Below are 26,431 nucleotides of genomic sequence, written 5' to 3'. Positions count from 1 at the left end.
TATAAGGCGTCCATGAACGATGAAACCGCCCCTGCGAATAAAACTCCGGAAACGGACAAAGAAAAAGCCGAACTGCGTCGCGGCTGGACAACGGGTGCCTGTGCCACAGCTGCTACCAAGGCAGCGCTGACTGCGCTCATTACCGGTGAATTCCCCGATCCGGTCGGCATCATCTTGCCCAAAGGCGAAGTCCCCTATTTCCAGCTTGAATATGAAGGGCTGGGTGAAGGCTATGCCATGGCAGGTATCGTCAAAGATGCGGGTGATGATCCGGATGTCACGCACGGAGCAACAATCATTTCAACCGTTTTCCCTGCCCCTCCCGGCACAGGCATTGTGTTTCAGGCCGGTGAAGGTGTAGGCACCGTAACCCGACCCGGCTTGCAAATTCAGCCGGGCGAAGCGGCAATCAATCCAACTCCGCGCCGCATGATGACAGAAATCTGCGAACAGATATGCGCGGAATATGGTCTGCCTGCTGATCTGGTGATTACGATTTCCGTTCCGGGCGGCGAAGAAATTGCGCAGAAAACGTGGAACCCCCGCCTTGGCATCGTTGGCGGCATTTCGATCTTGGGCACAACAGGCGTTGTGCATCCCTTTTCGTGTTCAGCATGGATACATTCTATCCATCGCGGCATAGATGTGGCGCGTGCTGAAAAGCAAAAACATGTACTCGCTGGGACCGGCTCAACCTCTGAAGACGCAGCACAAGCACTTTATGATCTGCCGGATTTTGCAATTCTCGACATGGGTGATTTTGCTGGTGGCGTACTCAAATATCTGCGAGCGCATCCCATCGATAAGCTTACCCTTGCAGGTGGATTCGCCAAGCTTACAAAACTTGCTCAGGGTGAACTTGATCTTCATTCCGCGCGCTCACAGGTCGATAAAAGCTTCCTCTGGACTATTGCCGAAAAGGCTGGCGCGCCAAGCGACATGAAGGACCGGATTCTTTTTGCGAACACTGCGCTGGAAGTGCTTGAAATGACTCAAAGCCTTGGCATCGACATGGCTACGCCGATTGCTGAAAAAGCTAAGCAGGTGGCGCTCGAAACCCTGCGCGGCGCACCTGTTGAAGTCGAAATCATTGTGACGGATCGCAAAGGCAATATCCTTGCCCGCCTCTAAAATACTCATTCTTGGCGGCACGGCCGAAGCATCAAAGCTTGCTTCCTCACTGGAGGCCCTACCCGTCGAAGCTATCACCTCGCTTGCAGGCCGAACGGCCAACCCTGCTCCAGTCATCGGCAAGCTGCGCATTGGCGGATTTGGCGGCGCAGAAGGTCTAACGGCTTATCTGGCAACCGAAAAAATTGATCTTCTGATTGATGCGACACATCCCTATGCAACGCGCATTTCACACAATGCTATCGTTGCATCCGATATGGCAAATATTCCGCTACTCCGGCTTGAACGTCCAGCATGGGAAAAGGCAAGCGGCGATAACTGGATTGAGGTCGAGAACGAAGCGCAGGCTGCGACCTTGATCCCCGCTGGTGAGCGTGTTCTGCTCGCACTGGGCCGCCAACATATCAAACCCTTTGCAGATCGTAGCGATGTTCACTTCATCATGCGGATGATCGACCCGCCAGAAGTAAGCCTCCCGCACGATTGTGAAATCGTTCTGGCACAACCCGGAAACTATGAATCTGAGAAGCAATTCCTGAGCGGGCGAAAGATCGGCCTGATTGTCAGCCGCAATTCTGGCGGCAGTATATCCTATGCGAAAATCGAGGCAGCGCGCGATCTCGCCTTACCTGTACTGATGATCGCACGCCCACCCGTTGAAGCCAAAACTGTTGTCGCCACCGTGGATAAAGCAATTGAATTTGCGCGTTCAGCTCTAAGGTTTTGAGCGCGCAACATGGCTATGCGCTTCATGATAAAGCGCTGAATCACGGAAGTTCTTCGGATCAAGACCACGTCCAATGAACACCATCGCCGTTCTTTTGACGCCAGAAAGCTCCACTTTTGCCACAATGTCAGACAGTTTTCCGCGCAGAATCTGCTCATCTGGCCACCCAATTCGGTATGCAACGACCACTGGACAGTCAGAACCGTATAGTGGCGTCAGCTCCTTTTCGATCTTCGCAAGGTTCCGGATCGACAGGTGAATGACCAAAGTCGCACCAGATTTACCCAGCGTGGCGAGATCCTCACCTTCCGGCATCGCAGATGATTTTACCGAAGTCCGCGTCAGAATAATGCTCTGGTTAACTTCCGGAATTGTCAGTTCCTGTTTCATTGCAGCCGCAGCCGCTACAAAAGCCGGGACACCCGGCGTCACGTCATAAGGGATGCCGAGCGCATCAAGCCTGCGCATCTGCTCGGCCATCGCGCCATAAATCGACGGATCGCCTGAATGCACGCGTGCAACGTCATGCCCTTTGGCATGAGCCGCCTCAATCGCCGCAATGATTTCATCAAGTGTCAGCGAGGAACTATCAATCAGCAGCGCATTATCGGGTGCAGATGCAACAACTTCTTTTGGCACCAGCGATCCTGCATAAATGCAGACCTGACAGCTTTCGATCAGTCGCAAACCACGCACGGTGATAAGGTCGGCGGCACCGGGACCGGCTCCGATGAAATGAACTGTCACGTTTTCTTCCTCTGTTCAGGCGTTTCGAATGCCTGTCAGGTGGCAGAAGAGTCAATCTTTTTCAGGCAAAAGTCCTTGAATATCATTGAAGATCGACTGCCACTCTTCCGGCGTCAGCTCGAAGAAGTTGAAGCTTCTGAGCAGAAATGCACCCTCATTGGCAATGAAAGCCAGTCGCGCGCGCCTGCCTTCAGGTGTCGAAACATCAAGTCCATCCCACTGCTTGCGATACCAGGTCCGCGTTTCATCAAGATAATGGGAGTTGGGAATAAGGCTCGCCATCATTGCGGCAAATCGTGAATCGTCCTCAGCATCGCTTTCGCGCGTCACCGCGATATGGGCAGCAATATGTGAAATCGCATCTTGTCTGTGCTGTTTGCGCGCTGTCACCAAATCGTCGAACCGGTCGCCCCACCGCTCGATCATAGCTTTCATCAGCCCGTCTTTATTACCAAAGCAATACTGCACGCCGCCCTTGGTAACGCCGGAGGCCTGTGCCACCGCATCCATGGTCAGCGCAACGATACCACCTTCGGCAACCAGCTTCTCGGCCATATCCAGGACGTGGTCACGGTCGATTGAGCGCGGACGGCCGGTTTTCAGCAATTTCTTACTTTCCATACGGACGGATTTATATTATGTCAGCCACCCTGACAAGTTTGAATACGCTCGTATTGAAAAGGTGTAATCCGATGTTGCCGCAAAATCGCTGGCTCGTTCTCGCAATTGTTTCCAGCGCGTTGTTCCTGATCGTTGTGGATATGACAGTGCTTTACACAGCGCTGCCACGCCTCACCCATGATCTGGCGGCAAGTGCTTCCGAAAAGCTCTGGATCATGAATATCTACCCGCTGGTGGTGGCAGGCCTGCTGCCGGGCCTCGGCACGCTAGGCGACAAGCTCGGCCACAAGCGCATGTTCATGAATGGCCTGGTGGTGTTTGGCCTTGCTTCGCTATGTGCAGCCTATTCGCCAAACCCGGAAGTGCTGATCGCAGCCCGCGCATTTCTCGCTTGTGGCGCGGCGATGATGATGCCTGCTACGCTTTCGATCATTCGACTGACCTTCACCGATGAAAAAGAACGCTCGCTTGCCATTGGCATCTGGGCGGCGATTGCTTCGGGTGGCGCGGCCATCGGCCCTGTCGCGGGCGGTGTACTGCTCGAATATTTCTGGTGGGGCTCAGTGTTCCTGATTAACGTGCCTGTTGTACTGGTGGCCCTGGCACTTTCAGCCTTCAACCTTGAAAATCGTCCCCTTGGCTCCAAGCGCAAATGGGATCTCGTCGGTTCGATCCAGATTATGATCGGCCTGATCGCATTGACCTATGCCGTCAAGGAACTGGCCAAGCGCGATGCATCAATGACTGTCTTTGCGAGTGCTCTGATTATCGGCCTCATCGCAACGACCATTTTCGTGCGCCGTCAGTTTTCAAGCAAGGAGCCGCTCATCGACTTCTCGCTTTTTAACAACAGGCTGTTCTCAACAGGTGTGTTTGCGGCTCTCGTTGCATCAGGTTCGATGACTGGTATGGAACTGGTATTCAGCCAGCGCATGCAGCTGATCGAAGGCATGACGCCTTTGCAGGCTGGCCTGATGATCTTGCCTATTCCGCTTGCGGCCTTTGTAGCTGGACCGCTGGCTGGCATGATGTTGCCGCGCCTTGGCGCAGGCAAGGTGCTTTGGGCGTCGCTCGGCATCACCGCTCTCGGTGTGGTGATCTATATCCTGACCTATAAGCTCTCGACGCATTTCTATCTGGCAGGGCTTGCTGTCCTCGGTTTTGGTGTTGGCTGTGCAATGACCGGCGCATCCTCGTCAATCATGGGTAATGCACCGGCCGAAAAGGCTGGCATGGCGGCATCTGTCGAGGAAGTTTCGTTTGAACTTGGCAATGCGCTGGGTGTGACGATCTTCGGCAGTATCCTGTCGGCATTCTATACCGCCAGCCTTATCCTGCCTGCAGGCTCAAACATTCCATCTGTTGTCCGCGACAGCCTGGATGAAGCGCTTCTCGCTGCACAATCGATGCCGGAAGCGGATGCCTATACTCTGACTACCCTCGCATCGCAGGCATTCGAAAATGCCTATGTGGCTGTCATCGTTGCAACCGCTGCCCTGCTGCTCGTTGCGACTGTTGCAACCTACATCGTGCAACGTCGCAAGGTGAAGATCGCGTAATTCATACGCTCCGTGTCACCGCAATCGCTGCGGTGGCACATTCACTGGTCGTTTTTCCGATCAGCAATTCTGCATCATCTCCGGCCGCAGCAAGCGCTGCAGATTCTGCAACGCCATGGCATCCGACCGTAGCGAAAACCACGTCCGACGGGTGCTTCAACTTTGGCGTTTCTTCTTCAAGCCGCACGGCATCAAAGAAGAGCAGCTCGCTACCATAATGTTGAGCAAGCTTGGCCCAGACCGGATCACCTTGCTTAGTGGAAATTGTCGCTATGACAGAAGGTCGCTTCAAACCGGCTTTAAGCAAAACCTTGTCTGCCAATGAAACGAGTTCCTCGAGACTTACGCCTGACGAACTTCCCATCCCAAGCGCAGCCCATTTTTCCTTAGACTGCACGAGGTGCCGACTGCGGGGCCAGCTGCTGAGCCTGCCGCAAATCATCCGCTGTAACGCCAAGGATGTCGGCAATGCGCTTGATCATCGCTGTTTCGGACTGATCAACATGATTATCTGCACGCGCAATGCGCATCAGATCGCGCAGTAGTGATGCACGGCGTTCAGGGGCCATTTCAGCCAGCATAGAAGCCGCCTGCTTGGTGGTGGTCTCATAGCCGAAGTCTTTAAGATACTCGGTAACTTCCGGCAGCTCTTCCGCCGAAATACCAAAATTCTCGGAAACGATATCTCTGAAAGCTGCAATTTCTGCCGGATGACGATCGCCATCGGCAAAAACCACATGAAGCAGAAGAAGCAGTTCCGAAGCGAGTGCCGGATCTTCGGCGACACGCTGCACAGCACTCTTTTTGCTGAGAAACGCAGTAATGCGTTCGAAAATGCTTTCGCTCATGGATGACCGTCTCCTGTTACCAACCTGACCTGCATCAATAATGATGCCTGAACAAAAAAACAACGCAAGCGCCAGCAAGTTCCCGCCCTCGTCTTTACCCGAAAAAGCAGGAGAAACGCGTCTGGCGCAATCAGGTTGTCTGCTCTATGTTGCATCAACTTTTGCCGGACCCCCTCCATGCTTGAATTTTTCGATACATTGACGCTCCTCCTGACCATGGCCGCTTTCATTGCGGGCATTATCGATTCTATCGCAGGCGGAGGCGGTATGATTACGATCCCGGCATTGCTTCTGGCAGGTGTGCCACCTGTCGAAGCGCTTGGCACAAACAAGTTGCAAGGCCTGTTCGGCTCTTCCTCTGCAACCATTGCCTACGCGCGCAAAGGCCATGTGAACATCAAGGAACAATGGCCCGAAGCCATTGCATCGCTGGTCGGTTCAGTTTTTGGTGCGCTTTTGGCAACTGTCCTGCCAGTCGATATCATGCGGGCAGCCTTGCCAATTCTGCTGATCGCGATTGCCATTTACTTTGCGGTGAAACCAAGCCTTGGTGATGTGGATCGCGCACGTCGGATAGGACCCTTCCTGTTTGGCGTCACGCTGGTTCCATTGATTGGCTTTTACGACGGGCTGTTCGGTCCGGGAACCGGCTCATTCTTCATGCTGGCATTCGTCGCACTGGCAGGCTACGGCGTACTGAAAGCAACCGCTCATACCAAGCTGCTCAATTGCGCATCCAATATCGGCGGCTTTGCCACTTTTGCGCTCGTTGGCACGATCAACTGGAAACTAGGCATCTGTATGGGGATTGCACAGTTCATCGGCGCTCAGATCGGTGCAAGCCTTGCCATGAAGATTGGCTCACGCATCATAAAGCCCCTGCTGATTGTGGTGAGCCTCGCGCTTGCCGTGCGGCTTCTCATGGAGCCGAGCAATCCCATTCGCCAGATGATAGGTTTCTAAATCCTCAGCGCTACCAGCACGACACCACAGCCGATCAGCGCAATTCCAAGCCAGTTGATCGTAGACATACGTTCGCCAAGGAATGCTGCGCCGAAAAGCGCAACTAATACCACCGACAGTTTATCGACAGGGGCGACGCGTGACGCGTCACCAATTTGCAGCGCCCGGAAATAGGCAAGCCATGACGCGCCGGTGGCAAGGCCAGAGAGCACGAGAAACACCCAAGACTTTGCAGAAATTTCGCCGGGCTTCTGCCATTGGCCTGTCACGGTCAGAAAAAGGCAAAGCGCGCCGATGATCACCAGCGTGCGAACCAGCGTGGCAAAATCTGAGTTGATGCCCTGAATGCCGACCTTGGCGAATATCGCCGTCAAGGCAGCGAAAACCGCCGACATCAAGGCCCAGAATTGCCAACTCGCTACCATGATCAGAACTCGATCCCCTTTTGCGCCTTCACGCCCGAACGGAACGGATGTTTGATCATTTCCATCTCTGTGACAAGATCAGCAAACTCGATCAGCTCATCCTTGGCATTGCGGCCAGTAATGATGACGTGTTTCATCTCAGGCTTGGCGGCAAGCACTTCGATGATTTCCTCGACAGGCAGATAATCATAGCGAAGCACAATATTAAGCTCATCGCAAAGCACCATGTCATAGCTTTCATCGAGGATCAGGGCCTTAGCCTGTTCCCATGCATCGCGCGCCATGGCGATATCGCGGGCACGATCCTGCGTTTCCCATGTAAAGCCTTCACCGAGTGCCGAGATCGTCACCTGCTCCGGAAACTTCTCCAGTACCCAGCGCTCGCCGGTATCCCATGAACCTTTGACAAACTGCACGACACCAATCTTCATACCATGGCCAAGTGCGCGGAAAACCATACCGAAGCCTGCGCTCGACTTACCCTTGCCTTTGCCTGTATGGACAATGACCAAACCTTTTTCGTCGGTCTTAGTGGCTTGAATCTTATCACGCGCCGCTTTCTTCTTGCGCATCTTATCCGCATGACGGGCATTCAATTCCTCTTCCGTCATCGAAAGAAGTTTCGCAGATTTCTCAGCCATTTAATGCCCTTTCCGGAATCAGTTTTTTAAGTTTAGCAAGGTCCATGGAAGATGACAGATCTTCCAGATCGGACTTTGCTTACAAACAAAGAGTGGCACGTCACATCATCGTTTTCGTGCGGTACTCCATAAGGTTTTCCAGCTCAAACCGTGCTGAATTGGAACGTGGCACCCAGAAGCCACGTTCAATTGCATCGTTGAGCTTTGAAGCGGTTTCACTCAGCGCAGCCGGATTTTTCTCAAGCATAAAATCATGCACCGCTCTATCAGCGATATAGGCCTGATAGACAGCCTCGAAGTGATGATTGCCAACTTTGCCAGTCGTGGCCGCAAAAGCGAAAAGATAATCGACAGTGGCTGCAATTTCCGCTGCCCCTTTGTAGCCGTGGCGCATGACGCCAGCGATCCACTTAGGGTTCGCCGCACGGCCGCGCACAACCCGCGCCAGCTCTTCTTCGAGCGTGCGGATCACCGGCTTCTCAGGTTTTGAATGATCATTGTGATAGACGGTCGGCATCGCGCCCGTCAGCTTCTCAACAGTCGCAGCCATTCCACCTTCGAACTGGTAGTAGTCATCGCTGTCGAGCAGATCATGCTCGCGATTATCCTGATTCTGCACCACGGCCTGCACAGAACGAAGCCGCTCTTCAAGCAACCCGCGCTCCGCTTGTCCTTCTTCGCCTGCACCGTAGGCATAGCCACCCCAGACAAGCCAGGCTTCCGCCAGATCATTGCGGCCAGCCCAGCCATTTTCGTCAATCAGTGCCTGCAAGCCAGCGCCATAGGCGCCGGGCTTTGATCCGAACACGCGATAGCCCGCGCGACGCTCGGCGGTCTTTTCGTCAGCCCCCGTTGCGATAAGCCGTGTTTGTTCGGCTTTGATGCGATTAGCAATCGGATTGTCATCCGCCTCTTCATCAAGCGCACCCACAGCACGAACAGCCTTGTCAAACAATGCAATCTGCTCGGGGAATGCATCGCGGAAGAAACCGGAAATTCGCAATGTCACATCAACACGCGGGCGGCCAAGCTTGGCAATCGGCACAATCTCGTAGCCGGTGACGCGCCGCGAAGCCATATCCCAGACAGGTTTCACGCCGATGAGCGCAAGTGCCTGCGCAATATCATCGCCGCCGGTGCGCATGTTGGAGGTTCCCCATGCGGTCAAACCAAACGAGGTCGGCCACTCGCCGTGATCCTGCGTGTAACGGGTAATCAGCAGTTCCGCCGACTTGCGCCCCAATTCCCATGCGGCAGGTGTCGGCACGGCACGACTATCGGTCGAAAAGAAATTACGCCCGGTCGGCAAAACATCTGGCCGTCCACGCGTTGGCGCACCCGATGGTCCCGGCGGCACAAAGCACCCTGAAATAGCAGATAGAAAACCTTCAATCTCCGAAGGGCCACAGGATGTCACCATGGGGCGCAAATGATCATTGATCGATTGCAACACGGCATTGGTCTGCGTCCAATCTGCCGGGCACTCGACTTCGCCCTCAACAAATTGCGCGGCAAGCAATTCGATACGTTCAACCGTATCACCTTTAATACGCCAGCTCGCAGGGCTTGCAGCCAACAGCAGTGTAGGCTTCGGCCCGGTCCACGGATCAGCCATCACACAGTCGAGTGGATCAAAATCTTCCCCAAGGCCTACGTCTTTTGCGATTGCACGTTGCAGGCTTTGTTCGCCCGTCAAACCACCCAGCGCAACAGGAATACCACGCGGAACGCGTGCCAGTGCTACCAGCAAATCGGTAAGCAAACGCCCCTCTGGGGCCAGACCAAAAATGTGCAGCCCATCGCGGATTTGCATTTCCTTGAGATCGCAGAGATAGGCATCAAGCTTTTGCAGCGCCATATCTTCATCGTCATGGTCGTGAATACCCGCGTCGCGGTCGAGACCAATATCGCGCACAAGATCAAGAATCTGCGCCTTCAACCGCAGCAGGCGACGCGGATCGACGCCCGACGCCTCGTAATATTCATCGACCAGCGCTTCCAGATCTTTAAGCGGACCATAGCTTTCGGCTCGCGTCAGCGGCGGTGTCAGATGATCAATGATCACGGCACCCGCACGGCGCTTGGCCTGCGTGCCTTCACCCGGGTCATTAACGATAAACGGATAGACATGCGGTGTCGGGCCGAAGACCGCTTCGGGATAGCAATTTTCCGATAGCGCTAAGGCTTTACCGGGCAGCCATTCCAGATTCCCATGCTTGCCCATATGCACGATGGCATCGATCTTCGCCACATCACGCAGATAAGCATAAAACGCGATATAGCCATGCGGTGGCACCAGATCAGGTGAGTGATAGGTTTCTTTCGGATCAATATTATAGCCGCGTGCTGGCTGAATACCGGCAATGGTTTCGCCAAGTTTCATCAGCGGCAGTGCGAAACCTTCAAGCTTTCTATCAAAGAACGGGTCATTCTCCGGACCACCCCAGCGCATTGTCACTTCATTCTGAATCACATTCGGAAGCTTTGCAAAGAAGGCTTTGTATTGATTCAGAGAAATGACTTCGCGGATTACACGCCCGTCACGCGCGGCATTGGTTGGGCCGGCCATTAAAAGCTGCATAAAAGCATCACTATTGGCAGGCACATCACCCACCTGATAGCCCTCGCCTTTCATAGCCCGCAGCACTTCCACCGTTCCCGCGGGCGTATCAAGCCCAACGCCATTGCCCAGCCTGCCATCGCGGTTTGGATAATTGGCGAGGATCAGCGCAATGCGGCGTTCTTCTGGTTTCCTAAGCTTCAGGCGCACCCAGTTTGCCGCCAGTTCCGCCACAAAAGTCACGCGACCGGCATCCGGCTCGTGGGTGACTATATTGGCTTCAACGGCGCTATCGAATTGCTTTGCCGATTTAAACGACACCGCACGTGACAGCACACGGCCATCCACTTCCGGCAGCGCTACGTTCATCGCGAGATCGCGCGCCAGCAGCCCCTGCTGCGATGCTTGCCATGTGGCTTTTGGCGTACCGGAAAAGATCACCTGCAAAACCATATTACCGCGCTTATCGAGCACGGTCGGTTTGCGCTCAGCACCCGGTGATGAAATCGCAAAGCCGGTGGCATTGAGAACGATATCCGGCTGGTAATCTTCAAACAGACCATCGACAACCGCCGCCGAAAGTCTGTCTTTGAGGCTGGAAACAAAGATCGGAACCGGGTTCAAGCCCTTTGCCTGCAATGCACTGATCAGTGCTTCAACCGGCTGTGTCTGTCCGCTCTGCACCAGCGCACGATAAAAAATGATTGCCGCAGTAGGCGCCTCAACGGCCTTCCATTGCTGGCGGATCAGATCGAGCGAAGGCGTGGCCATATTGGGCCACCACAGCCCAGCTTTTAGAAGCGGTGCAGCCTCTTCCGGCTTTTCGCTCTCATCAATCAGTGCGCAACAATAATCGAGAAAGCGAGACGTATTGGCGGCCCCGCCTTCGATCAGATATTGCCAGAGGGCATCCCGCTCCTGCGCTGGCACGGTTGAAAATCTTGTCAGTCCGTAATCGGGCTTATCATCACCCGGCAGCACGGCGATTTTGATGCCGTGTGAAACTGCACAGGCATGAAGCGCCTCAAGCCCATAAGGCCAATAGGTCTCGCCACCAATAATCCGCACGACAATAAGCTTCGCATGCTTTGCCGTACGCTCAATATAAGCGTCGACTGACATGGGATGTGTGAGGCTTAGAAAATTAGCGAGCCGGAGATTTGGCCCGCTTTGCCCAAGCTTATGTGCTTGAGCAAGGCTTGCCAGTTCCGTATCGGCAGCGGAAAGGAACAATATATCGCCCGGCGTCTGGCCGAGGTCGACGGCCTCATTGCCGTCGCTGATCGTTCCTTTCTGGGCAAGTAAAAGATGCATTACAAGACGGCTTCTTTCACGGCTTTGGTGATAGCCTGCTCATCGATCTCATGCAGACCAATGACGACAAGACGCGTATTACGCACCTCATCCTTGCCCCATGGGCGGTCGAAATAATGCTCAATGCGTGGACCTACGGCCTGCACAACCAGACGCATCGGCTTGCCCGGCACATCGACAAAGCCTTTGAGCCGCAGAACATCGTGCTCCGCAATCACAGCCTTGAGCTTCTCGGTAAATGCCTTTGGATCAGCAACCGAGCCTGCTTCGACCACAAAGCTTTCAAACTCATCGTGATCATGCTCATGGCCATCAGCATGATGGATTTCATGATGCGACTTGCGGTTGGCGATATCGTCTTCCGTACCCACGCCAAGACCGAGCAGCACATCCGCACCAAGCTTGCCGAAGCTTGCTGGCACCATGTTGACGCGACGCGATGAGCGTGCAGCCACATCGGTCTTCACGCTATCGAGTTTGGCCGGATCAACGAGATCGGCCTTGTTCAGAACAATAAGGTCAGCTGCATGAATCTGATCCTCAAAAAGTTCCTCTAAAGGGCTTTCATGATCAAGAGATTCGTCCGCCGCGCGCTGAGCATCCACCTTGTCGTGATCGTCAGCAAAACGACCTTCGGCAACGGCGGCAGCATCGATAACCGTCACCACGCCGTCGACTGTTACCTGCGTCTTGATTTCAGGCCAGTTGAAAGCAGCGACCAGCGGCTGAGGCAGCGCCAGGCCAGAAGTTTCGATCACGATATGATCAGGACGATCCGCACGATCCAGAAGCTTGGTCATCGTCGGAATGAAATCATCGGCAACAGTGCAGCAGATGCAACCATTGTTGAGCTCGATCACGTCTTCCTCACGGCAGCTTTCGATACCGCAGCCTTTCAGAATTCCGCCATCAACGCCCAGATCGCCAAACTCATTGATAATGAGCGCGATGCGCTTTCCATTGGCATTTTCCAGCAGATTGCGGATCAGCGTCGTCTTGCCGGAACCTAAGAAGCCGGTGATTACGGTCGCTGGAATCTTTTGTCCCTGCATCGAATTATCCCTTCATTTTGAGCGGCAAGCCTGCCGCCAGAAAATAGACTTCATCCGCCACTGATGCCACGGCCTGATGCAAAAAACCGGCATGATCGCGAAACTCCCGCGCCATCTGATTTTCCGGCACAATGCCTAGGCCAACTTCGTTGGAAACGAAAACAACCGGACCTGAAAGCGGACTCAACGCCGCTATCAGTGTCTCGGTTTCAGCAGCGATATTCTGCTCTGCCATCATCAGATTGGTGATCCAGAGCGTCAGGCAATCGACCAGCACGAAGCGGTCATGCCCCGCATGTTTTTCAAGCGCCCCAACAAGGTCGAGTGGTTCTTCCACCGTCTGCCATTCACGTCCGCGACGGTCGCGATGAATGGAAATACGGCTTTCCATTTCCTTGTCGAATGCACGTCCTGTCGCGAGATAGACTGGCTGAAGTCCTGAGTCCTCAACCAGTTTCTCCGCAAACGACGACTTACCAGAACGGGCTCCGCCAAGAACGAATGTAATTTTTGCATTTTCATTTCTGGGCGGAGCCATAGGTATCAGCCTTCAATATCCGACTTTGCATAAGCCTGAATGAACCAGCCCAGCGCAAGACCAATGACGGCCCACATGAACAGGTTTGTTGCAAGCGATGCGACTGCATATTGCGAAGCAAGCAGCGATGGGATTGGCGATGCAATATCTTCAGGATGCGGTGCACCATAAAGATGTGGTGCGATAATCAACACAAGCCCGAGAATTTTGGAAATGATCTCACCACGCAAAACCAGCAGATAAATGCCGACGCCGCTTAACACCACTGTCAGAATCCACCAGAGCTGGCGCTGCGCCAGATCGGCTGCGGGCATCGCAGGCAGTTCCGGCGAAAGCCCCAAAGCTGGCAGGAAAGCGACTGCAAAGAAACCGGCCACACCCCAGAAAATACCGTTCTGCGGCGTAATACGACGACCAAGCAACAGAGCAACACCGCCCAAAAGCAGGGCAAAACCTGCGCCAGCTACGAGATTGGCGAGCAATGTATTGCCAAGACGACCAAACGGCAGTTCTGCCCCGGCCTCACCTTCACCTTCGCTGGTTGCAGCTGCTGCATGATCGTGCGGTGCAGCCGCTTCGGCTGCATCACCATGACTATGACCACCACCAGCGTCTTCATAAGTTTCCGCCTGAATGATCAGCGGAACGGTTTTCAAGTACATGGCAGGCGTCACGAGAAGCCCTGCCAAAAGGCCAGCAGCAAGTGTGGCCAGAAGATAACGGATCAACATTTCATTCCCTCAATAGCAATTCCCGCTCCGATGGCCGTCCACCATCGAGCGTTGCTCATTTCCAATTCAAAAAGCTAAACGGCTTAGTGGCAGGGAAAACCGTATGAATGACGCGTGTCGTGCGCTGAATCGTGCAGCGTATCGGAGTGAGCAAGACCCACGCCGTAAATCAGAAATGCACCAAGAAGCAGCGAAACGACGGCCGTGCCAAGACGCGTTGCAAGCGGCATAGCTAAAGTGTTGGGAACAGAATTTTGGGTACGCGCAGCCATGACAACCTCCGTGCAGGCAGCAGGGAAAACCTCCCATGGGGTGCGGACAAAATGTCCTTCACGCAACAGGCAGGTCTCCTGGCTCACGGGTCGTAGGGTTTGAAGCTGCCTTCCCAGAAACGCTGTGTTTCCAGTGGCCGCCGGTTAACCGGCTTGCCTCATCCCTCTCCGCTCTACAGTCGCGGGGTCGGCTGCGATAAAGACGCCCGGATTGGGTCCGTCCGTCGCATTCCCTTTTGGTATCGCCGGGATTCGTCCCGGCAAAACCTGTTGTGTAAATCGACACTAGGCTTTCACAAATGCGGCGTCAATCGAGTGCGAACAACGCATCAATATCAAGGCAGTTTTCAAGGCCGTCAGCCAGCTCATCAAGTGCCGTTTCAATGCCAGCACGATAATTCTCGACTGAACTGCTCACGCCGAGCGTTGCAAGAAACTGCCGACGGAACTCATCCGCACCAAAAACACCATGCAGGTAGGTGCCCATCACCCGACCGTTCGCCGAGACTGCCCCGTCATCGTGATCGCCGATCCGCGCGAATGGGCGGATAGCATCGGGACCATTTGTACGCCCTATATGAATCTCGTATCCATCAAGTGCTGCATCATAAAGTTGCGAGTGAGCCGCAACATTGCGCACGACTTTTTCCGGTTCCATCACAGTGTTGACGTCCAGCAGCCCCAACCCGTCAATGTCGCGCACCTGCCCCTCGATGCCGTCCGGGTCACTGATCCGGTTGCCGAGCATCTGAAACCCGCCACAAATACCAAGCACATGCCCGCCGCGCCGCACATGGAGCTGCAAATCGCGCTCCCATCCGTTTTCACGAAATGCAATCAGATCGGCAATCGTTGATTTCGTGCCCGGTAAAACCACAAGCCCTGCGTCATGCGGCAAAGGCTGTCCCGGCGGAACCATTACAACCTCAACCTGGTTTTCTGCTTTCAGCGGATCAAAATCGTCGAAATTCGCAATACGCGGCAACAGGGGGACTGCTACTTTCAACGCCTTGGCATCGCCGCGCGTGGCTCGTTCCAGAACGACCGAATCTTCAGCAGGCAGTCGTGACACGGCTTTCAACCATGGAACAACCCCAAAAGAACGCCAGCCCGTAAAGCGGGTAATCGCTTCCAGACCGTCATCAAACAGCGAAATATCGCCGCGAAACTTGTTAATCATGAAGCCGCGCACCATGGCGCGATCTTCATCCGGCAGAATTGTATGCGTACCGACCAGCGAGGCAATCACCCCGCCGCGATCAATATCACCCACCAAGACGACTGGCACATTTGCGCGCGTGGCAAAGCCCATATTGGCGATATCGCCGGCACGCAGATTGATTTCGGCAGGCGACCCCGCGCCTTCGATCAACACCAGATCGGCGCCATCACTGACAATATCAAAGGATTCCATCACCGCCGCCATCAGTTGCGGCTTTAACTGCTGATAATAGCGCCCACGCGCCTCGCCACGCACTTTACCCTGCACAACCACCTGACTGCCCATGTCAGTCTGTGGCTTCAGTAGAACCGGGTTCATATGAACCGATGACGGCTCGCCGCAAGCCAGAGCCTGAAGCCATTGCGCGCGCCCAATCTCGCCGCCATCATCGCTGACGGCTGCATTATTCGACATGTTTTGCGGTTTGAACGGCCGGACTTTCAGCCCGCGATTGCGTGCAACGCGACAAAGACCGGCAACAAGCACGCTTTTGCCGACATCCGAACCCGTTCCCTGAAACATGATTGCGCGTGTCATGCGAGCTTGCCTATCCCAACTTCATGCGACTGGCAATCGCCAGCGGTTGCGGCAACCTTATATGCAAAAATGCGCATCAGTTTATTACAAAAGTGAGCAACATTATTCCAATGGAGCGTTGGCAGCCACGCGCCATTGTGATCTAGTCGCCTCAGGAGGGTGCGGTGCTCATAGGGAGGAAACCATGGATACTGCCGACCAGAACCAGTTTGAACTCAATGAAGATCAACTCGCCATTCAAGATATGGCGCGCGGCTTCGCATCGGATTTTGTTGCGCCTCATGCACTGCGATGGGATCGCGACAAACATTTCCCGATTGACGTTATAAAGGAAACCGGACCGCTTGGCATGGGTGGCATTTATGTTCGCGAAGACGTAGGTGGATCGGCACTTAAACGCTCTGATGCGGTCCTTATTTTCGAGGCGCTTGCCGAGGCTTGCCCAGCTTTTTCAGCGTTTATTTCCATCCACAATATGGCAGCATGGATGATCGATACGTTTGGCAATGAAAGCCAGCGTCAGACATTTTTGCCTAAACTTACGTCGATGGAATGGCTTGCGAGCTATTGCCTGACTGAACCCGGTTCAGGCTCCGATGCAGCCGCACTTCGCACCCGCGCAGAGCGGGATGGCGATCACTATGTACTTAACGGCACCAAGCAGTTTATTTCCGGTGCGGGAGCTACCGATCTTTATGTAACTATGGTGCGTACCGGCGAGGACGGTCCGAAAGGAATTTCTACCATCGTTGTGCCGAAAGATGCGCCCAGCCTGTCGTTTGGCGCCAATGAGCACAAGATGGGTTGGAATATGCAGCCCACCCGCACAGTGATTTTCGACAATTGCCGCGTGCCTGTCGCCAACCGTCTGGGTGACGAAGGTACGGGCTTCCGAATCGCCATGGCCGGCCTTGATGGTGGACGACTAAACATCGCCGCCTGCTCGCTCGGTGGTGCACAATCTGCACTCAATAAAGCTTTGGAATATACGGGGCAGCGCAAGGCTTTCGGCCAGAGAATTGACCGGTTTCAGGCGTTGCAGTTCCGCCTTGCTGATATGGAGACCGAGCTCTCAGCAGCAAGACAGCTTCTTTACACTGCTGCGAGCAAGCTTGACCGCAAAACGCATGATGCCGGCAAATGGTCAGCGATGGCCAAACGCTTTGTCACCGACACAGGCTTTAACGTCACCAATGACGCGCTGCAGCTTCTGGGTGGCTATGGCTATCTTCATGATTACGGCATCGAGAAACTTGTCCGCGATCTGCGCGTTCATCAGATTCTCGAAGGCACCAACGAGATCATGCGCGTCATCATTGCTCGCCAGCTGATCGGACGCTGATACAAATATTGAATGGGAGGAAATCATGGCCACTATCGCGTTTATCGGCCTCGGTAATATGGGCGGCCCAATGGCCGCCAATCTGGTGAAAGCCGGACACAAGGTCATAGGCTTTGATCTGCTGCATGCTCATCTTGAAGAAGCTAAAGCCAACGGCCTTCAGATCGCGGCAAATGCTGCAGAAGCGGTCAGCGATGTAGACGCGGTTATAACCATGTTGCCTGCTGGTAAACATGTTCTTTCTGTTTATGAAGACATTGCCCCTAAGGCTCGTAAAGACTCACTCTTCATCGATAGCTCGACGATTGACGTTGATTCGGCGCGCAAAGCTCACGAAATCGCAGCCCGCCATGGCCACCTCTCCATTGATGCACCGGTTTCGGGCGGCACAGGTGGCGCCGCAGCAGGTACCCTCACCTTTATGGCGGGCGGCAGCGATAATGCCTTTGCAAAGGCTGAGCCGCTTCTTCAGCCGATGGCTGGTAAGATCGTGCATTGCGGCGGCGATGGCGCAGGTCAGGCTGCAAAAATTTGCAACAACATGATTCTCGGCATTTCGATGATCGGCGTCAGCGAGGCCTTTGTGTTAGCTGAAAAATTAGGCCTCTCGCATCAGGCACTGTTTGATGTGGCATCCACCTCATCGGGGCAATGCTGGTCGCTGACGACCTATTGCCCGGTGCCCGGACCAGTACCAACATCGCCTGCCAACCGGGATTATAAGCCCGGATTTGCAGCAGCTCTGATGCTCAAAGACCTCAAGCTTTCGCAGGAAGCGGCAAAAAGCTCGGGTGCTGCAACGCCGTTGGGCGCTCATGCAGAAGAACTTTACAGCCGCTTCGACAATGAAGGGCATGGCGGAGACGACTTTTCGGGCATAATAAATTTCTTGCGCTCAACCAAAGCAGGCAATTGAGAAATTCTTCGCCAAAGCAGCGAAAAACTTGCTTTGTTTAGATTTGCTTAAGTATCTGATAACTGTCCGGTAACGATGTTGCGCTAAAAAGGAGCCAGAGACGGTGCAAACCTTCTCGACGCTCCGGATCTGGTACTGCGTACCGGAGCTTCAGTCTCTCCCGCCTGTGTATTGTTTGGCGGGAACGCCATGCGTTTTTGGCAAAACCGTGCACCTTCAGAGGCAGCGCGGTTTTTGCCATTGTTCATTTCATAAATTATGCGTGATTTTTATATTAGATCTGGTTCCAAAGATTGAATTCTGGCCATAATCCTGTGAAAGCTAACCGCTGCTTGGTACGCAGATAAAGCGTAATTTTTTCTGGGATCTATAGATTTTGAGTGCAACACGACCAATAACGGCACTTCCAGCCGAAAAAAACACGTTCGGTTTACCGGCGGCGGTGCTTTTTGTCCTTTGTTATTTCGCCTTCCAGGCAATATTGGTCACGTTTGTATCAAACGGTGCAGGTCTCGACGATGCGGAACAGCTCGCCAATATCGGCTATCTTGATTGGGGTTACGGCGGCTCTCAGCCACCGCTTTACACCTGGATAACAAATATTACGGCGTCGGTGCTAGGCACTTCTATGCTGACGTTGCAGATCGTCAAGTTCGGTGTACTCGCAAGCCTTTTTCTAAGTGTATTCGCCGCAATGCGGCTGCTCGGGTTTTCACGTATCGTTGCCTCGACGTCAATGCTTGGGCTTTTTCTCATTCCGCAGATTGGATGGGAATCGCAGCGCGCACTCACACACTCTGTTGCAGGCACAGCGGGCTGTGGTTGGGCCTTTTTGGCTCTTGCCTGGCACATGCGCGCCCGTCATGTGGGTTCGGCGGCCGTACTCGGCATTACTATGGCTGCAGCGATTCTGGGCAAGTTCAATGCCTCGCTTTTCATAATTATGCTGATTGTCACCGCTCTTTCAGTCCCCGAATATAGAAAAATTCTCCTTTCAAAGCTCTCTATCGTCACAATCATTGCCTTTGGCGCGGCTTTCGCCCCCACGGGCATGTGGATGCTCGCGCACAAATCGAGCGTCATTGCTCGCTCTGGCAAACTCCAGATAGGCGCTTCGGGAAATCTCTTTATTGACCGCCTCAACGGTGTCGGCAGCTTTATTGAAGCAGCCTTTCTATTTTCGATTGTAGCACTCGCGGTTGCGGGCATTATTGCGCTTATCCACTCGAAAGCACGGACATCACCAAATAAACCGTTCACTTCAGGCGAGATTTTTATGCGTCGCCTGCTTATCATCGGAATGGGAATTGTTTTTGCCGGTGTCGTGCTGGCCGGTGTCAGCAATATCAAAGACCGCTGGTTGCAGCCGGTTCTTTTCCTTCTGCCTGCAGCCACCGCTGCCTGGTTTGCACATTATCGAGCCGGAACACGAGCGCTGATAGATTTCGCGACTGTAAGTATCGTTGCGGCTCTAATTGTGCCACCTGTCCTTGCCTATTATCTCACATATGGCTCAAGCACGCCGCCCTATGGCCAGCTGGAATATCAGCGTCTTTACGATGAAGTGAGGCAGCAGGGCGAGTTTAAAACGATCTTGACGGACAACGCACAGATCCCCGGTAACTTCCGTCTCTTCGACCCGTCTCTCCAGATTATTCATCCTGAAACACCGTTTGGTGCGGCCAATGCAGCGAGACCTACGCTGGTTATGTGGTTCGGAGATGCAGTTCCAAATGAGCGTGTATCGGCGCTTATAAACGAGGCGCAGATTCATATTCCTGAAACGGGTATTACAACGACCAAGATCGCCTACAGAACCCGTCCAGACATGAACATCACTGTGAGTTACTTCCTGCAGAAATAAAAAAGGTCCGGGTTAATTACCCGGACCTTTTCATTTTATTCTACTGTTTCCTGCACCGCATGTGCGGTGCCTTTGACGTCGCGCCCGACGCCGCGGACTGTATTTGCGCAAGACGCCAGCGTGAAAGCACACAGAACGATGGCAACGGGGACAATGCGGGATAGCTTCATAACAGTCTCTCCATTGAGATGCTCAATTCAACCAAATATGCCTCCCAAACTACCTGACGCGCGCTGCCCGGTATTCTGGCGGTGAAGCCGTTACTCGGCTGTCACATATAAAATCTAGCGCAGCTTTTTTCGCTGGCAAGAGAGGTATTTAGTAAACTGCTAAAGTTTCATTGCACGGCTCAACCTGCGCGAAATGTATCGAAGCGACCGCTGCGGCGATAGCTTTCAAAAACATTGCGTAAATGTTCAGCGACCACCTGAATGTGCTGGCGCGCGTCCGGTTTAATGATCATTCCGAGCTGATAACGTCCAAGCTGCGGCAGATTATGTTCAGGTCCGAGCGCTACAATTCCCTCTCCCAGCAATGTTTTACCGAAAGGTGCAATAGCGAGATCAGCCTGTATGGCAGCGCGCTGCCCTGTAGAATGAGAACTCATATAGGCGATACGATAAGACCGGCCTGACTTCTCCAATGCTTCCAGCGCATTTCCACGCCATGCACAGCCCTCTTCCCATATGGAAAGCGGGAGCGGATCACGACGATAGGCCGTACCACATTTTGCGCCTGCCCAGACCAGCTCCTCATCAAGCAACACTTCAACGTCACCTCTGCCCGGGACTGTGTGCGAGAGATTGACCAGCGTGACATCAAGACGGCGTTCATCCAGCCGCTTGCGCAGATTGGTGCTTTGATCAATGACGACATCGACAGTGACGCCCGGATGGGTCTCAGCAAATCGCTTCAAAACCAGAGGCAAAACACATTCGCCAATATCGTCAGGCGACCCTAAGCGAACAACGCCTGTAACCGTCGGAGCAACAAATTTGGCCACGGCCTCGCGATTGAGCGCAAGAAGTCGCCGTGCGTAGCCGAGCAATATCTCACCATCACTCGTCAGCGTGACCGAACGCGCATCGCGCTCAAAAACGGCAACCCCGAGCTGCTCTTCAAGTTTCTTGATCTGCATCGAAACAGCCGAGGGCGTCCGAAAAACCACATTAGCCGCCGCCGAAAAACTGCCTGTATCGGCAATGGACGCGAATGTGCGCAACACATCAATATCGAGCATTGGCAGAGGATGTTGAACCGGCGCTGTCATGTTGAACTCCGCGATTTCCGTTAGTTCAATTTTTCTGATCTTATACCTTTCTATATTTCGTTTGATTGAACGTCAAGATGGTCGCAAGTTCTCATCATCGAGATCAGAACATCTCCAACCAACCACTTGGTCTCACTTTTTGTCAGGAGAACGAAAATGAGCATTCAATGTGAAGCACTGCAAAACGAATCTGGTTCGCGCCCATCTGTCATCCCAAGCTGGCTGCAAGCGAACATTGCATCGGTCGTCGCTTTCTATGCCGAATGGGCTTATCAGCGGCGCGTAAAGAAAAGCCGCAGGGTGCTGGAGTCGTTACCGGAACACATTCTACACGATATCGGCTGGCCTTGCGTGGATGATCGCCTTCCCACTTCCACACGCATCAGCCGAAAGAAGTAAATAACATCATCAGTTGAGGGCAGGATATTCCTTGCCCTCAATTAAACGACATATAGATGCCAATTTACGGCAGGCATTTAGCCGCACTATGCAATCTGAAAGTTCTATGTCTCAATATGTCTGTCCTGTTTGCGTCATAGCCTACCCCCTATAAATCCGGGCTGGAGCAACAGGATGGCCGGTCAGAAAGCGACCGGATGACAGGGTCTGACAAAGCCCCGGTGTCATGACGGAGGCACAAAGCCGGAAACTGCGTCGGGAACCGCAGTTCGGGCTTTCGAGAATGGGAACGATCAGGCTATGAATCAAGCTTCATCGGTTAAGCGGTCTATTGTTTTTTTTCTGGTCCCTGACTTCTCGATGATCGCATTTGCGACAGCAATTGAACCGCTGCGCATTGCCAATCGAATGCTGGGCTATGAAGCCTATCGCTGGCGGTTGACATCCACCGACGGCAAGCCGGTAACAGCGTCGAACGGCGTGGAATGCGCTGTCAATGCTTCGCTGGAGGACGAGCGACGCTTCCTTCAGCGCGAACAGCGCCCTTCCATGGTATTTGTTTGCTCGGGCGTTTTTGTCGAAGAATTTCGCAACAAGTCAGTCTTTGCCTGGCTGCGCGAAGAATATAACCGCGGCGTCGCGGTTGGCGGCCTTTGCACCGGCGCGCATATTCTGGCGGCTGCCGGCCTTCTCTCTGGTAAACGTTGCGCCATTCACTGGGAAAACCTGCCCGGCTTTTCCGAAGCTTTTCCAAAAGCGGAAGTCTATGCCGATCTCTTCGAAGTCGATGGCAACATCTATACCTGTGCAGGCGGAACCGCCTCACTCGATATGATGCTAAAGCTCATCGGTGATGACTTCGACGATAATCTGGTCAACCGCATTTGCGAACAGGCTCTCACGGACCGCGTGCGCAATCCGCATGATCGCCAGCGTCTGCCGCTTCGCGCTCGTCTTGGTATCCAGAACTCGAAGATTCTGACAATCATCGAAATGATGGAAGCCAATCTTTCAGAACCGGAAGCGCTTATCGATGTGGCGCATAATATCGGGCTTTCGCGTCGCCAGGTCGAACGTCTGTTCCGTCAGGAAATGGGTCGCTCACCAGCGCGTTATTATCTCGAAATTCGTCTCGACCGGGCCCGGCATCTGCTGCTGCAATCATCCATGCCGGTTGTTGAAGTTGCCGTTGCCTGTGGCTTTGTTTCCGCGTCGCATTTTTCCAAGTGCTACCGCGAACTTTACGGGCGTTCGCCGCAGCAAGAACGGGCAGACCGCAAAATGCTGATAGCGGCCTGATCGGAGAACCAAGCATAAAAGCCGCATCATTCACAATGCGGCTTTTCTTTTTAAATCATAGTGATAGCCCTACTCTGTGAATCAAATTCTCAACACATTAAGGTTCCGGATTTCCTGACCGTCAAAACGATCAAACAGCCAATGAGCTTCGGTCGCCTCACGCCGTGATTATGTCGTAGAATGACAATTGTAAGCTCCTGCCAATCACTATGATTCCATCAAATGAAAAATGGGATCGCATAAAATGGCAGAGTTTCCTAAGAAAGCGAAAGTAGTCATTGTCGGGCTGGGAGGCATAGTTGGCGCATCCGTCGTCCATCACCTGATTGAGCGTGGCTGGGACGATATTGTTGGCATTGATAAGTCAGGCATCCCCACCGATATCGGGTCCACCGCACACGCATCTGATTTCTGCTATGCAACCAGCCATGATTTTCTGTCGTGCTGGACAACGCTCTACTCCATCGATTTCTATGAAAAGATGGGCCATTACGCACGCGTCGGCGGCATCGAAGTTGCTCGCGTCGGCGACGATTCCCGCATGGAAGAACTGAAACGCAAAGTCGCATCCGGCAAAGCCTTCGGCACACGCGCCCGCCTGATGGAGCCTGCGGAAGTCAAAGAAAAATTCCCGCTAATCGAAGAAAGCCTCGTTCAGGGCGGCTTGTGGGACCCGGATGCAGGTCTCGTTATTCCGCGTTCGCAGACGGTTGCGGGCAAGCTGATTGACCAAGCCGAAGCAGCTGGCAAGCTTCAGAGCTTCGCCAATACCCCCGCACAGTCGCTTGTTGTTGAAAATGGGCGCATCAAGGGCGTTGTCACCCATCGCGGTACGATCGAAGCGGATTATGTTGTGATCTGTGCCGGTCTCTGGGGCCGTCTGATTGCCGAGATGGTTGGCGAAGACCTGCCAGTCATGCCGATTGACCATCCGCTCACTTTCTTCGGTCCCTATAATGAATTTGCAGGAACCGGTAAGGAAATCGGCTGGCCGCTCATGCGCGATCAGGGCAACTCAGCCTATATGCGCGACACCGGCGACCCGAAGACGGCAGAAGGCGGTCAGATCGAATGGGGCTATTACGAAGAAACCAATCCGCGCCTCTGCCATCCGCGTGATTTGCTTGAAAAGCATGAAGCACGCCTGTCGCCATCACAGCGCGATCTCGACATGGAACAGGTACTCGAACCGCTTGAACGCGCCATCGAACTGACCCCGATCCTCGGCGAGCTGGGTTACAATGAAAGCCATTCCTTCAATGGTTTCCTTCAGGTCACAACTGATGGCGGTCCCTCGATGGGTGAAAGCCAGAAGGTGCGCGGCCTCTGGTATGCAGTTGCGATCTGGGTCAAAGACGGCCCCGGGATGGGCAAGCTCATTGCTGACTGGATGACAGATGGCCGTACAGCAATCGATCACCACGCTATCGACTATTCGCGCTTCTATCCGCATCAGATGACCGAGCAGTTCATATGGGATCGCTGCACCGAAACGGCGATGAAGGTCTATAATCCGGCAGTGCATCCGCGCGAACCATTTTCCAAAGGCCGCAATATTCGTCGCTCACCTTTCTATGAGCGTGAAAAGGAACTTGGCGGTCACTTCATGGAGCTGGGCGGCTGGGAGCGTGCGCACGGCTACGCGGCCAACGAACATCTGCTTGAGAAATATGGCGACCGCATTCCGGTCCGTGAGAACGAGTGGGACAATCGCCATTTCTGGCGCGTTTCCAACGCTGAGCATCTCGCACTGAGTGAAGATTGCGGCATTATCAATCTGTCGCATTTTGCCATGTATGACATCGAAGGTCCGGATCATGTCGAGCTGATGGAATGGTTATGCGCTGCCAAGATCGGCGGCGATGCCAATATCGGCAAAGGCATCTATACGCATTTTCTCGATGATGAAGGCATGGTGCGCGCCGATTTCACGGCCATCCGCATGGCAGACCGCATCCGCATGATCAACGGCGCGGATGCCGGTCCGCGCGATTTCCATTATATGCGCCGCGTGGCTGAAGATAAGGGCTTTGATGTCACTATTACCGATGTGACTGAGAAATATGTCACCATCGGCATTTGGGGACCGAATGCACGAGACAATCTCAAAAAGGTTGTCGAGAACCCGGAGGGTCTTGACCTTGAGAACTTCGCGTTTGCCGCCATCAAGCCAATCCGTATTGCAGGCAAGGACGTAACAGCGTTCCGTATTTCCTATGTCGGCGAACAGGGCTGGGAATTGCACATGCGCTATGAAGACGGCCTCGCTGTCTGGGATGCGCTGCGATCAACCGGGGCAATTGCTGTCGGTGTTGAGACCTATGCGAATACACGCCGCATGGAGAAAAGCCTACGCCTTCAGAATGCAGATCTGCTCACTGAATACAATCTGCTTGAAGCTGATCTGGCTCGCCCGAAGGTCAAGGAAGCAGACTTCCGTGGCAAGGCGAAGCATCTTGAGTACAAGGCTCGTGAGCATCAGCCAGCCATGCTTTGCACGCTGGTTATGAGCGAGAATGTCGACTCCAAAGGCGTCAAACGCTACCCGGTCGGCATTCTGCCGGTGCTCGACCCTGAAACGGGTGCAACATTGGTTGATGAACTCGGACGTCGCTCGTTCACGTCGTCCATCGCCTACGGCCCAACCATCGGCAAGAATATCGCACTTGCCTATCTGCCTTGGTCCTACTGCCAGGAAGGCCGGAAGTTGAATGTGGAGTATTTTGGCGAGACTTATCCGGTCGAAGTCGTATCGATTGGTTACAAGCCACTCTACGACCCGGAAAATCTCAAGCCCCGCAGTTAAAGAGCAGACCGAAAAGTGCGACGCGGTTCTCGGAACAAGAGGCGCGCAAAAACAAATAGATAGAGACTTCCAATGGTTCAATGAAGATGGGAGACGCTCTAATCGTAAAGTTCAATAAAAAGCCGGGGTTGTGCCCCGGCTTTCTCAATTCGTGTTGATCTATTTATTGAATGGTCGCCTTACCACCCGAAATCGTAATGGTTTCGTCGCCCTTCAGCGCCTCACGATCACCATTCGGGAACGTTACAAAACAACCGCCATTGCAGAAATCGACTGTTTCACCAGGTGCCACCAGCATTTCACGCTTCGAAGCGCCTTCAGTCACCACAATGGTCTGAGCCGAGCTGTCATTGTTGGCAACAGTTGCAGCATAAAGACTCGGTATGGAGAACGAAATCGCGAGCATCGCACCGATAGCGACCTTGCCAGCATAATTGACCTGAGTTCTGTTCATATCGTTTCAGCGTTCCCGCTGCTCCCGCTACAAGCCGAGTATTCGGCCCCATTGCTCTAAGACAGTTCGCCTGCCTCTTTTCGTAATCATTTATAAGACTTCAAAACTGAACTGCAACTGAACGACATATTCATAATTCGCATTAAAGCGCATCCCAAAAAGCACGAAGCGGTTTTCGGAACAGGATGCACGC

At 53.7% G+C, this 26,431-nt stretch carries 25 protein-coding genes and 1 riboswitch; of the genes, 10 read left to right on the top strand and 15 right to left on the bottom strand.

Going from position 1 to position 26,431, the window contains the following annotated elements:
• The first annotated feature begins 12 nt into the window (after positions 1–12).
• Positions 13–1,131 (top strand): cobalt-precorrin-5B (C(1))-methyltransferase, encoded by a 1,119-nt coding sequence (locus tag RT142_RS09050; protein ID WP_112805789.1) that lies wholly within the window; start codon positions 13–15, stop codon positions 1,129–1,131.
• Positions 1,118–1,858, top strand: coding sequence for a cobalt-precorrin-6A reductase (locus RT142_RS09045; protein ID WP_313028382.1), 741 nt, complete (start codon positions 1,118–1,120; stop codon positions 1,856–1,858). The genes RT142_RS09050 and RT142_RS09045 overlap by 14 nt, the downstream gene beginning before the upstream one ends.
• Here RT142_RS09045 and cobM read toward each other — a convergent pair.
• Both cobM and RT142_RS09035 read right to left on the bottom strand, forming a co-directional pair.
• Positions 1,847–2,605 carry a precorrin-4 C(11)-methyltransferase gene (gene cobM, locus RT142_RS09040; protein ID WP_313028381.1) on the bottom strand — a complete coding sequence of 253 codons (759 nt, stop codon included), beginning with the start codon at positions 2,603–2,605 and terminating at the stop codon, positions 1,847–1,849. The genes RT142_RS09045 and cobM overlap by 12 nt on opposite strands.
• 51 nt (positions 2,606–2,656) lie before the next feature.
• Positions 2,657–3,211 carry a TetR/AcrR family transcriptional regulator gene (locus tag RT142_RS09035; RefSeq protein ID WP_313028379.1) on the bottom strand — a complete coding sequence of 185 codons (555 nt, stop codon included), beginning with the start codon at positions 3,209–3,211 and terminating at the stop codon, positions 2,657–2,659.
• Positions 3,212–3,297: 86 nt separating this feature from the next.
• Between RT142_RS09035 and RT142_RS09030 the strand changes: the two genes are divergently transcribed.
• On the top strand, positions 3,298–4,785 hold the full coding sequence (locus tag RT142_RS09030; RefSeq protein WP_313028377.1) for an MFS transporter: 1,488 nt from the start codon (positions 3,298–3,300) through the stop codon (positions 4,783–4,785).
• Between the two features lies 1 nt (position 4,786).
• Here RT142_RS09030 and RT142_RS09025 read toward each other — a convergent pair whose 3' ends face one another.
• Together RT142_RS09025 and RT142_RS09020 are read right to left on the bottom strand one after the other, a co-directional pair.
• Positions 4,787–5,149: a cobalamin biosynthesis protein gene (locus RT142_RS09025; RefSeq protein WP_105518680.1), complete on the bottom strand. Its 363-nt coding sequence runs from the start codon at positions 5,147–5,149 to the stop codon at positions 4,787–4,789.
• Positions 5,150–5,171: 22 nt separating this feature from the next.
• Positions 5,172–5,633 carry a TerB family tellurite resistance protein gene (locus tag RT142_RS09020; RefSeq protein ID WP_007875568.1) on the bottom strand — a complete coding sequence of 154 codons (462 nt, stop codon included), beginning with the start codon at positions 5,631–5,633 and terminating at the stop codon, positions 5,172–5,174.
• 177 nt (positions 5,634–5,810) lie between these two features.
• On the opposite strand from RT142_RS09020, the gene RT142_RS09015 reads away from it, so the two are divergent.
• On the top strand, positions 5,811–6,596 hold the full coding sequence (locus RT142_RS09015; RefSeq protein ID WP_064320762.1) for a TSUP family transporter: 786 nt from the start codon (positions 5,811–5,813) through the stop codon (positions 6,594–6,596).
• Here RT142_RS09015 and RT142_RS09010 read toward each other — a convergent pair.
• The 8 genes from RT142_RS09010 to RT142_RS08975 form a co-directional block, all read right to left on the bottom strand.
• Complete coding sequence (locus RT142_RS09010) at positions 6,593–7,021, bottom strand: EamA family transporter (RefSeq protein ID WP_094543162.1); 429 nt, start codon at positions 7,019–7,021, stop codon at positions 6,593–6,595. The two genes, RT142_RS09015 and RT142_RS09010, sit on opposite strands and share 4 nt — an antisense overlap.
• A gap of 2 nt (positions 7,022–7,023) precedes the next feature.
• Positions 7,024–7,662 carry a cob(I)yrinic acid a,c-diamide adenosyltransferase gene (gene cobO, locus RT142_RS09005; protein WP_064320764.1) on the bottom strand — a complete coding sequence of 213 codons (639 nt, stop codon included), beginning with the start codon at positions 7,660–7,662 and terminating at the stop codon, positions 7,024–7,026.
• A gap of 100 nt (positions 7,663–7,762) precedes the next feature.
• Positions 7,763–11,536: a cobaltochelatase subunit CobN gene (gene cobN, locus RT142_RS09000; RefSeq protein WP_313028374.1), complete on the bottom strand. Its 3,774-nt coding sequence runs from the start codon at positions 11,534–11,536 to the stop codon at positions 7,763–7,765.
• Entirely contained in the window at positions 11,536–12,588 is a 1,053-nt protein-coding gene (gene cobW / locus RT142_RS08995) for a cobalamin biosynthesis protein CobW (protein WP_313028372.1), read from the bottom strand. The genes cobN and cobW overlap by 1 nt, the downstream gene beginning before the upstream one ends.
• A gap of 4 nt (positions 12,589–12,592) precedes the next feature.
• On the bottom strand, positions 12,593–13,126 hold the full coding sequence (gene cobU / locus RT142_RS08990; RefSeq protein ID WP_007875591.1) for a bifunctional adenosylcobinamide kinase/adenosylcobinamide-phosphate guanylyltransferase: 534 nt from the start codon (positions 13,124–13,126) through the stop codon (positions 12,593–12,595).
• A gap of 5 nt (positions 13,127–13,131) precedes the next feature.
• On the bottom strand, positions 13,132–13,857 hold the full coding sequence (locus RT142_RS08985) for a CbtA family protein (RefSeq protein ID WP_007875592.1): 726 nt from the start codon (positions 13,855–13,857) through the stop codon (positions 13,132–13,134).
• A gap of 83 nt (positions 13,858–13,940) precedes the next feature.
• Complete coding sequence (locus tag RT142_RS08980) at positions 13,941–14,129, bottom strand: CbtB domain-containing protein (protein WP_007875594.1); 189 nt, start codon at positions 14,127–14,129, stop codon at positions 13,941–13,943.
• Positions 14,130–14,179: 50 nt separating this feature from the next.
• Positions 14,180–14,415, bottom strand: a riboswitch (cobalamin riboswitch).
• A gap of 21 nt (positions 14,416–14,436) precedes the next feature.
• The gene (locus RT142_RS08975; RefSeq protein ID WP_112805777.1) at positions 14,437–15,888 is read right to left on the bottom strand and encodes a cobyric acid synthase; all 1,452 of its coding nucleotides are present in this window, start codon (positions 15,886–15,888) and stop codon (positions 14,437–14,439) included.
• Between the two features lie 184 nt (positions 15,889–16,072).
• Between RT142_RS08975 and RT142_RS08970 the strand changes: the two genes are divergently transcribed.
• The 3 genes from RT142_RS08970 (at position 16,073) to RT142_RS08960 (ending at position 20,010) form a co-directional block, all read left to right on the top strand.
• The gene (locus RT142_RS08970; RefSeq protein ID WP_112805774.1) at positions 16,073–17,230 is read left to right on the top strand and encodes an isobutyryl-CoA dehydrogenase; all 1,158 of its coding nucleotides are present in this window, start codon (positions 16,073–16,075) and stop codon (positions 17,228–17,230) included.
• Between the two features lie 25 nt (positions 17,231–17,255).
• The gene (gene mmsB, locus RT142_RS08965; RefSeq protein WP_079212029.1) at positions 17,256–18,146 is read left to right on the top strand and encodes a 3-hydroxyisobutyrate dehydrogenase; all 891 of its coding nucleotides are present in this window, start codon (positions 17,256–17,258) and stop codon (positions 18,144–18,146) included.
• Positions 18,147–18,627: 481 nt separating this feature from the next.
• The gene (locus tag RT142_RS08960; protein WP_313028368.1) at positions 18,628–20,010 is read left to right on the top strand and encodes a glycosyltransferase family 39 protein; all 1,383 of its coding nucleotides are present in this window, start codon (positions 18,628–18,630) and stop codon (positions 20,008–20,010) included.
• Between the two features lie 35 nt (positions 20,011–20,045).
• On the opposite strand, the gene RT142_RS08955 is transcribed toward RT142_RS08960, so the two are convergent.
• Both RT142_RS08955 and RT142_RS08950 read right to left on the bottom strand, forming a co-directional pair.
• The gene (locus tag RT142_RS08955; protein ID WP_007875604.1) at positions 20,046–20,180 is read right to left on the bottom strand and encodes an entericidin A/B family lipoprotein; all 135 of its coding nucleotides are present in this window, start codon (positions 20,178–20,180) and stop codon (positions 20,046–20,048) included.
• Positions 20,181–20,359: 179 nt separating this feature from the next.
• Positions 20,360–21,280 (bottom strand): LysR family transcriptional regulator, encoded by a 921-nt coding sequence (locus RT142_RS08950; protein WP_007875606.1) that lies wholly within the window; start codon positions 21,278–21,280, stop codon positions 20,360–20,362.
• Positions 21,281–21,436: 156 nt separating this feature from the next.
• Between RT142_RS08950 and RT142_RS08945 the strand changes: the two genes are divergently transcribed.
• The 3 genes from RT142_RS08945 (at position 21,437) to RT142_RS08935 (ending at position 25,784) form a co-directional block, all read left to right on the top strand.
• Positions 21,437–21,679, top strand: coding sequence for a hypothetical protein (locus RT142_RS08945; protein WP_064320774.1), 243 nt, complete (start codon positions 21,437–21,439; stop codon positions 21,677–21,679).
• Positions 21,680–21,979: 300 nt separating this feature from the next.
• Positions 21,980–22,978: a GlxA family transcriptional regulator gene (locus RT142_RS08940; protein WP_112812478.1), complete on the top strand. Its 999-nt coding sequence runs from the start codon at positions 21,980–21,982 to the stop codon at positions 22,976–22,978.
• Positions 22,979–23,222: 244 nt separating this feature from the next.
• The gene (locus tag RT142_RS08935; RefSeq protein ID WP_079212031.1) at positions 23,223–25,784 is read left to right on the top strand and encodes an FAD-dependent oxidoreductase; all 2,562 of its coding nucleotides are present in this window, start codon (positions 23,223–23,225) and stop codon (positions 25,782–25,784) included.
• A 163-nt stretch (positions 25,785–25,947) separates the two neighbouring features.
• On the opposite strand, the gene RT142_RS08930 is transcribed toward RT142_RS08935, so the two are convergent.
• A complete protein-coding gene (locus RT142_RS08930) occupies positions 25,948–26,238 on the bottom strand; it encodes a hypothetical protein (RefSeq protein WP_064320777.1) in 291 nt (96 codons plus the stop codon).
• Positions 26,239–26,431 lie beyond the last annotated feature (193 nt).

Origin of the sequence: Brucella sp., from assembly GCF_032066345.1 — a bacterium.
Taxonomy (GTDB): domain Bacteria; phylum Pseudomonadota; class Alphaproteobacteria; order Rhizobiales; family Rhizobiaceae; genus Brucella; species Brucella pseudogrignonensis.
Note: the sequence above shows the minus strand (reverse complement) of the source record. Positions and strands in the feature narration are given on the sequence as shown.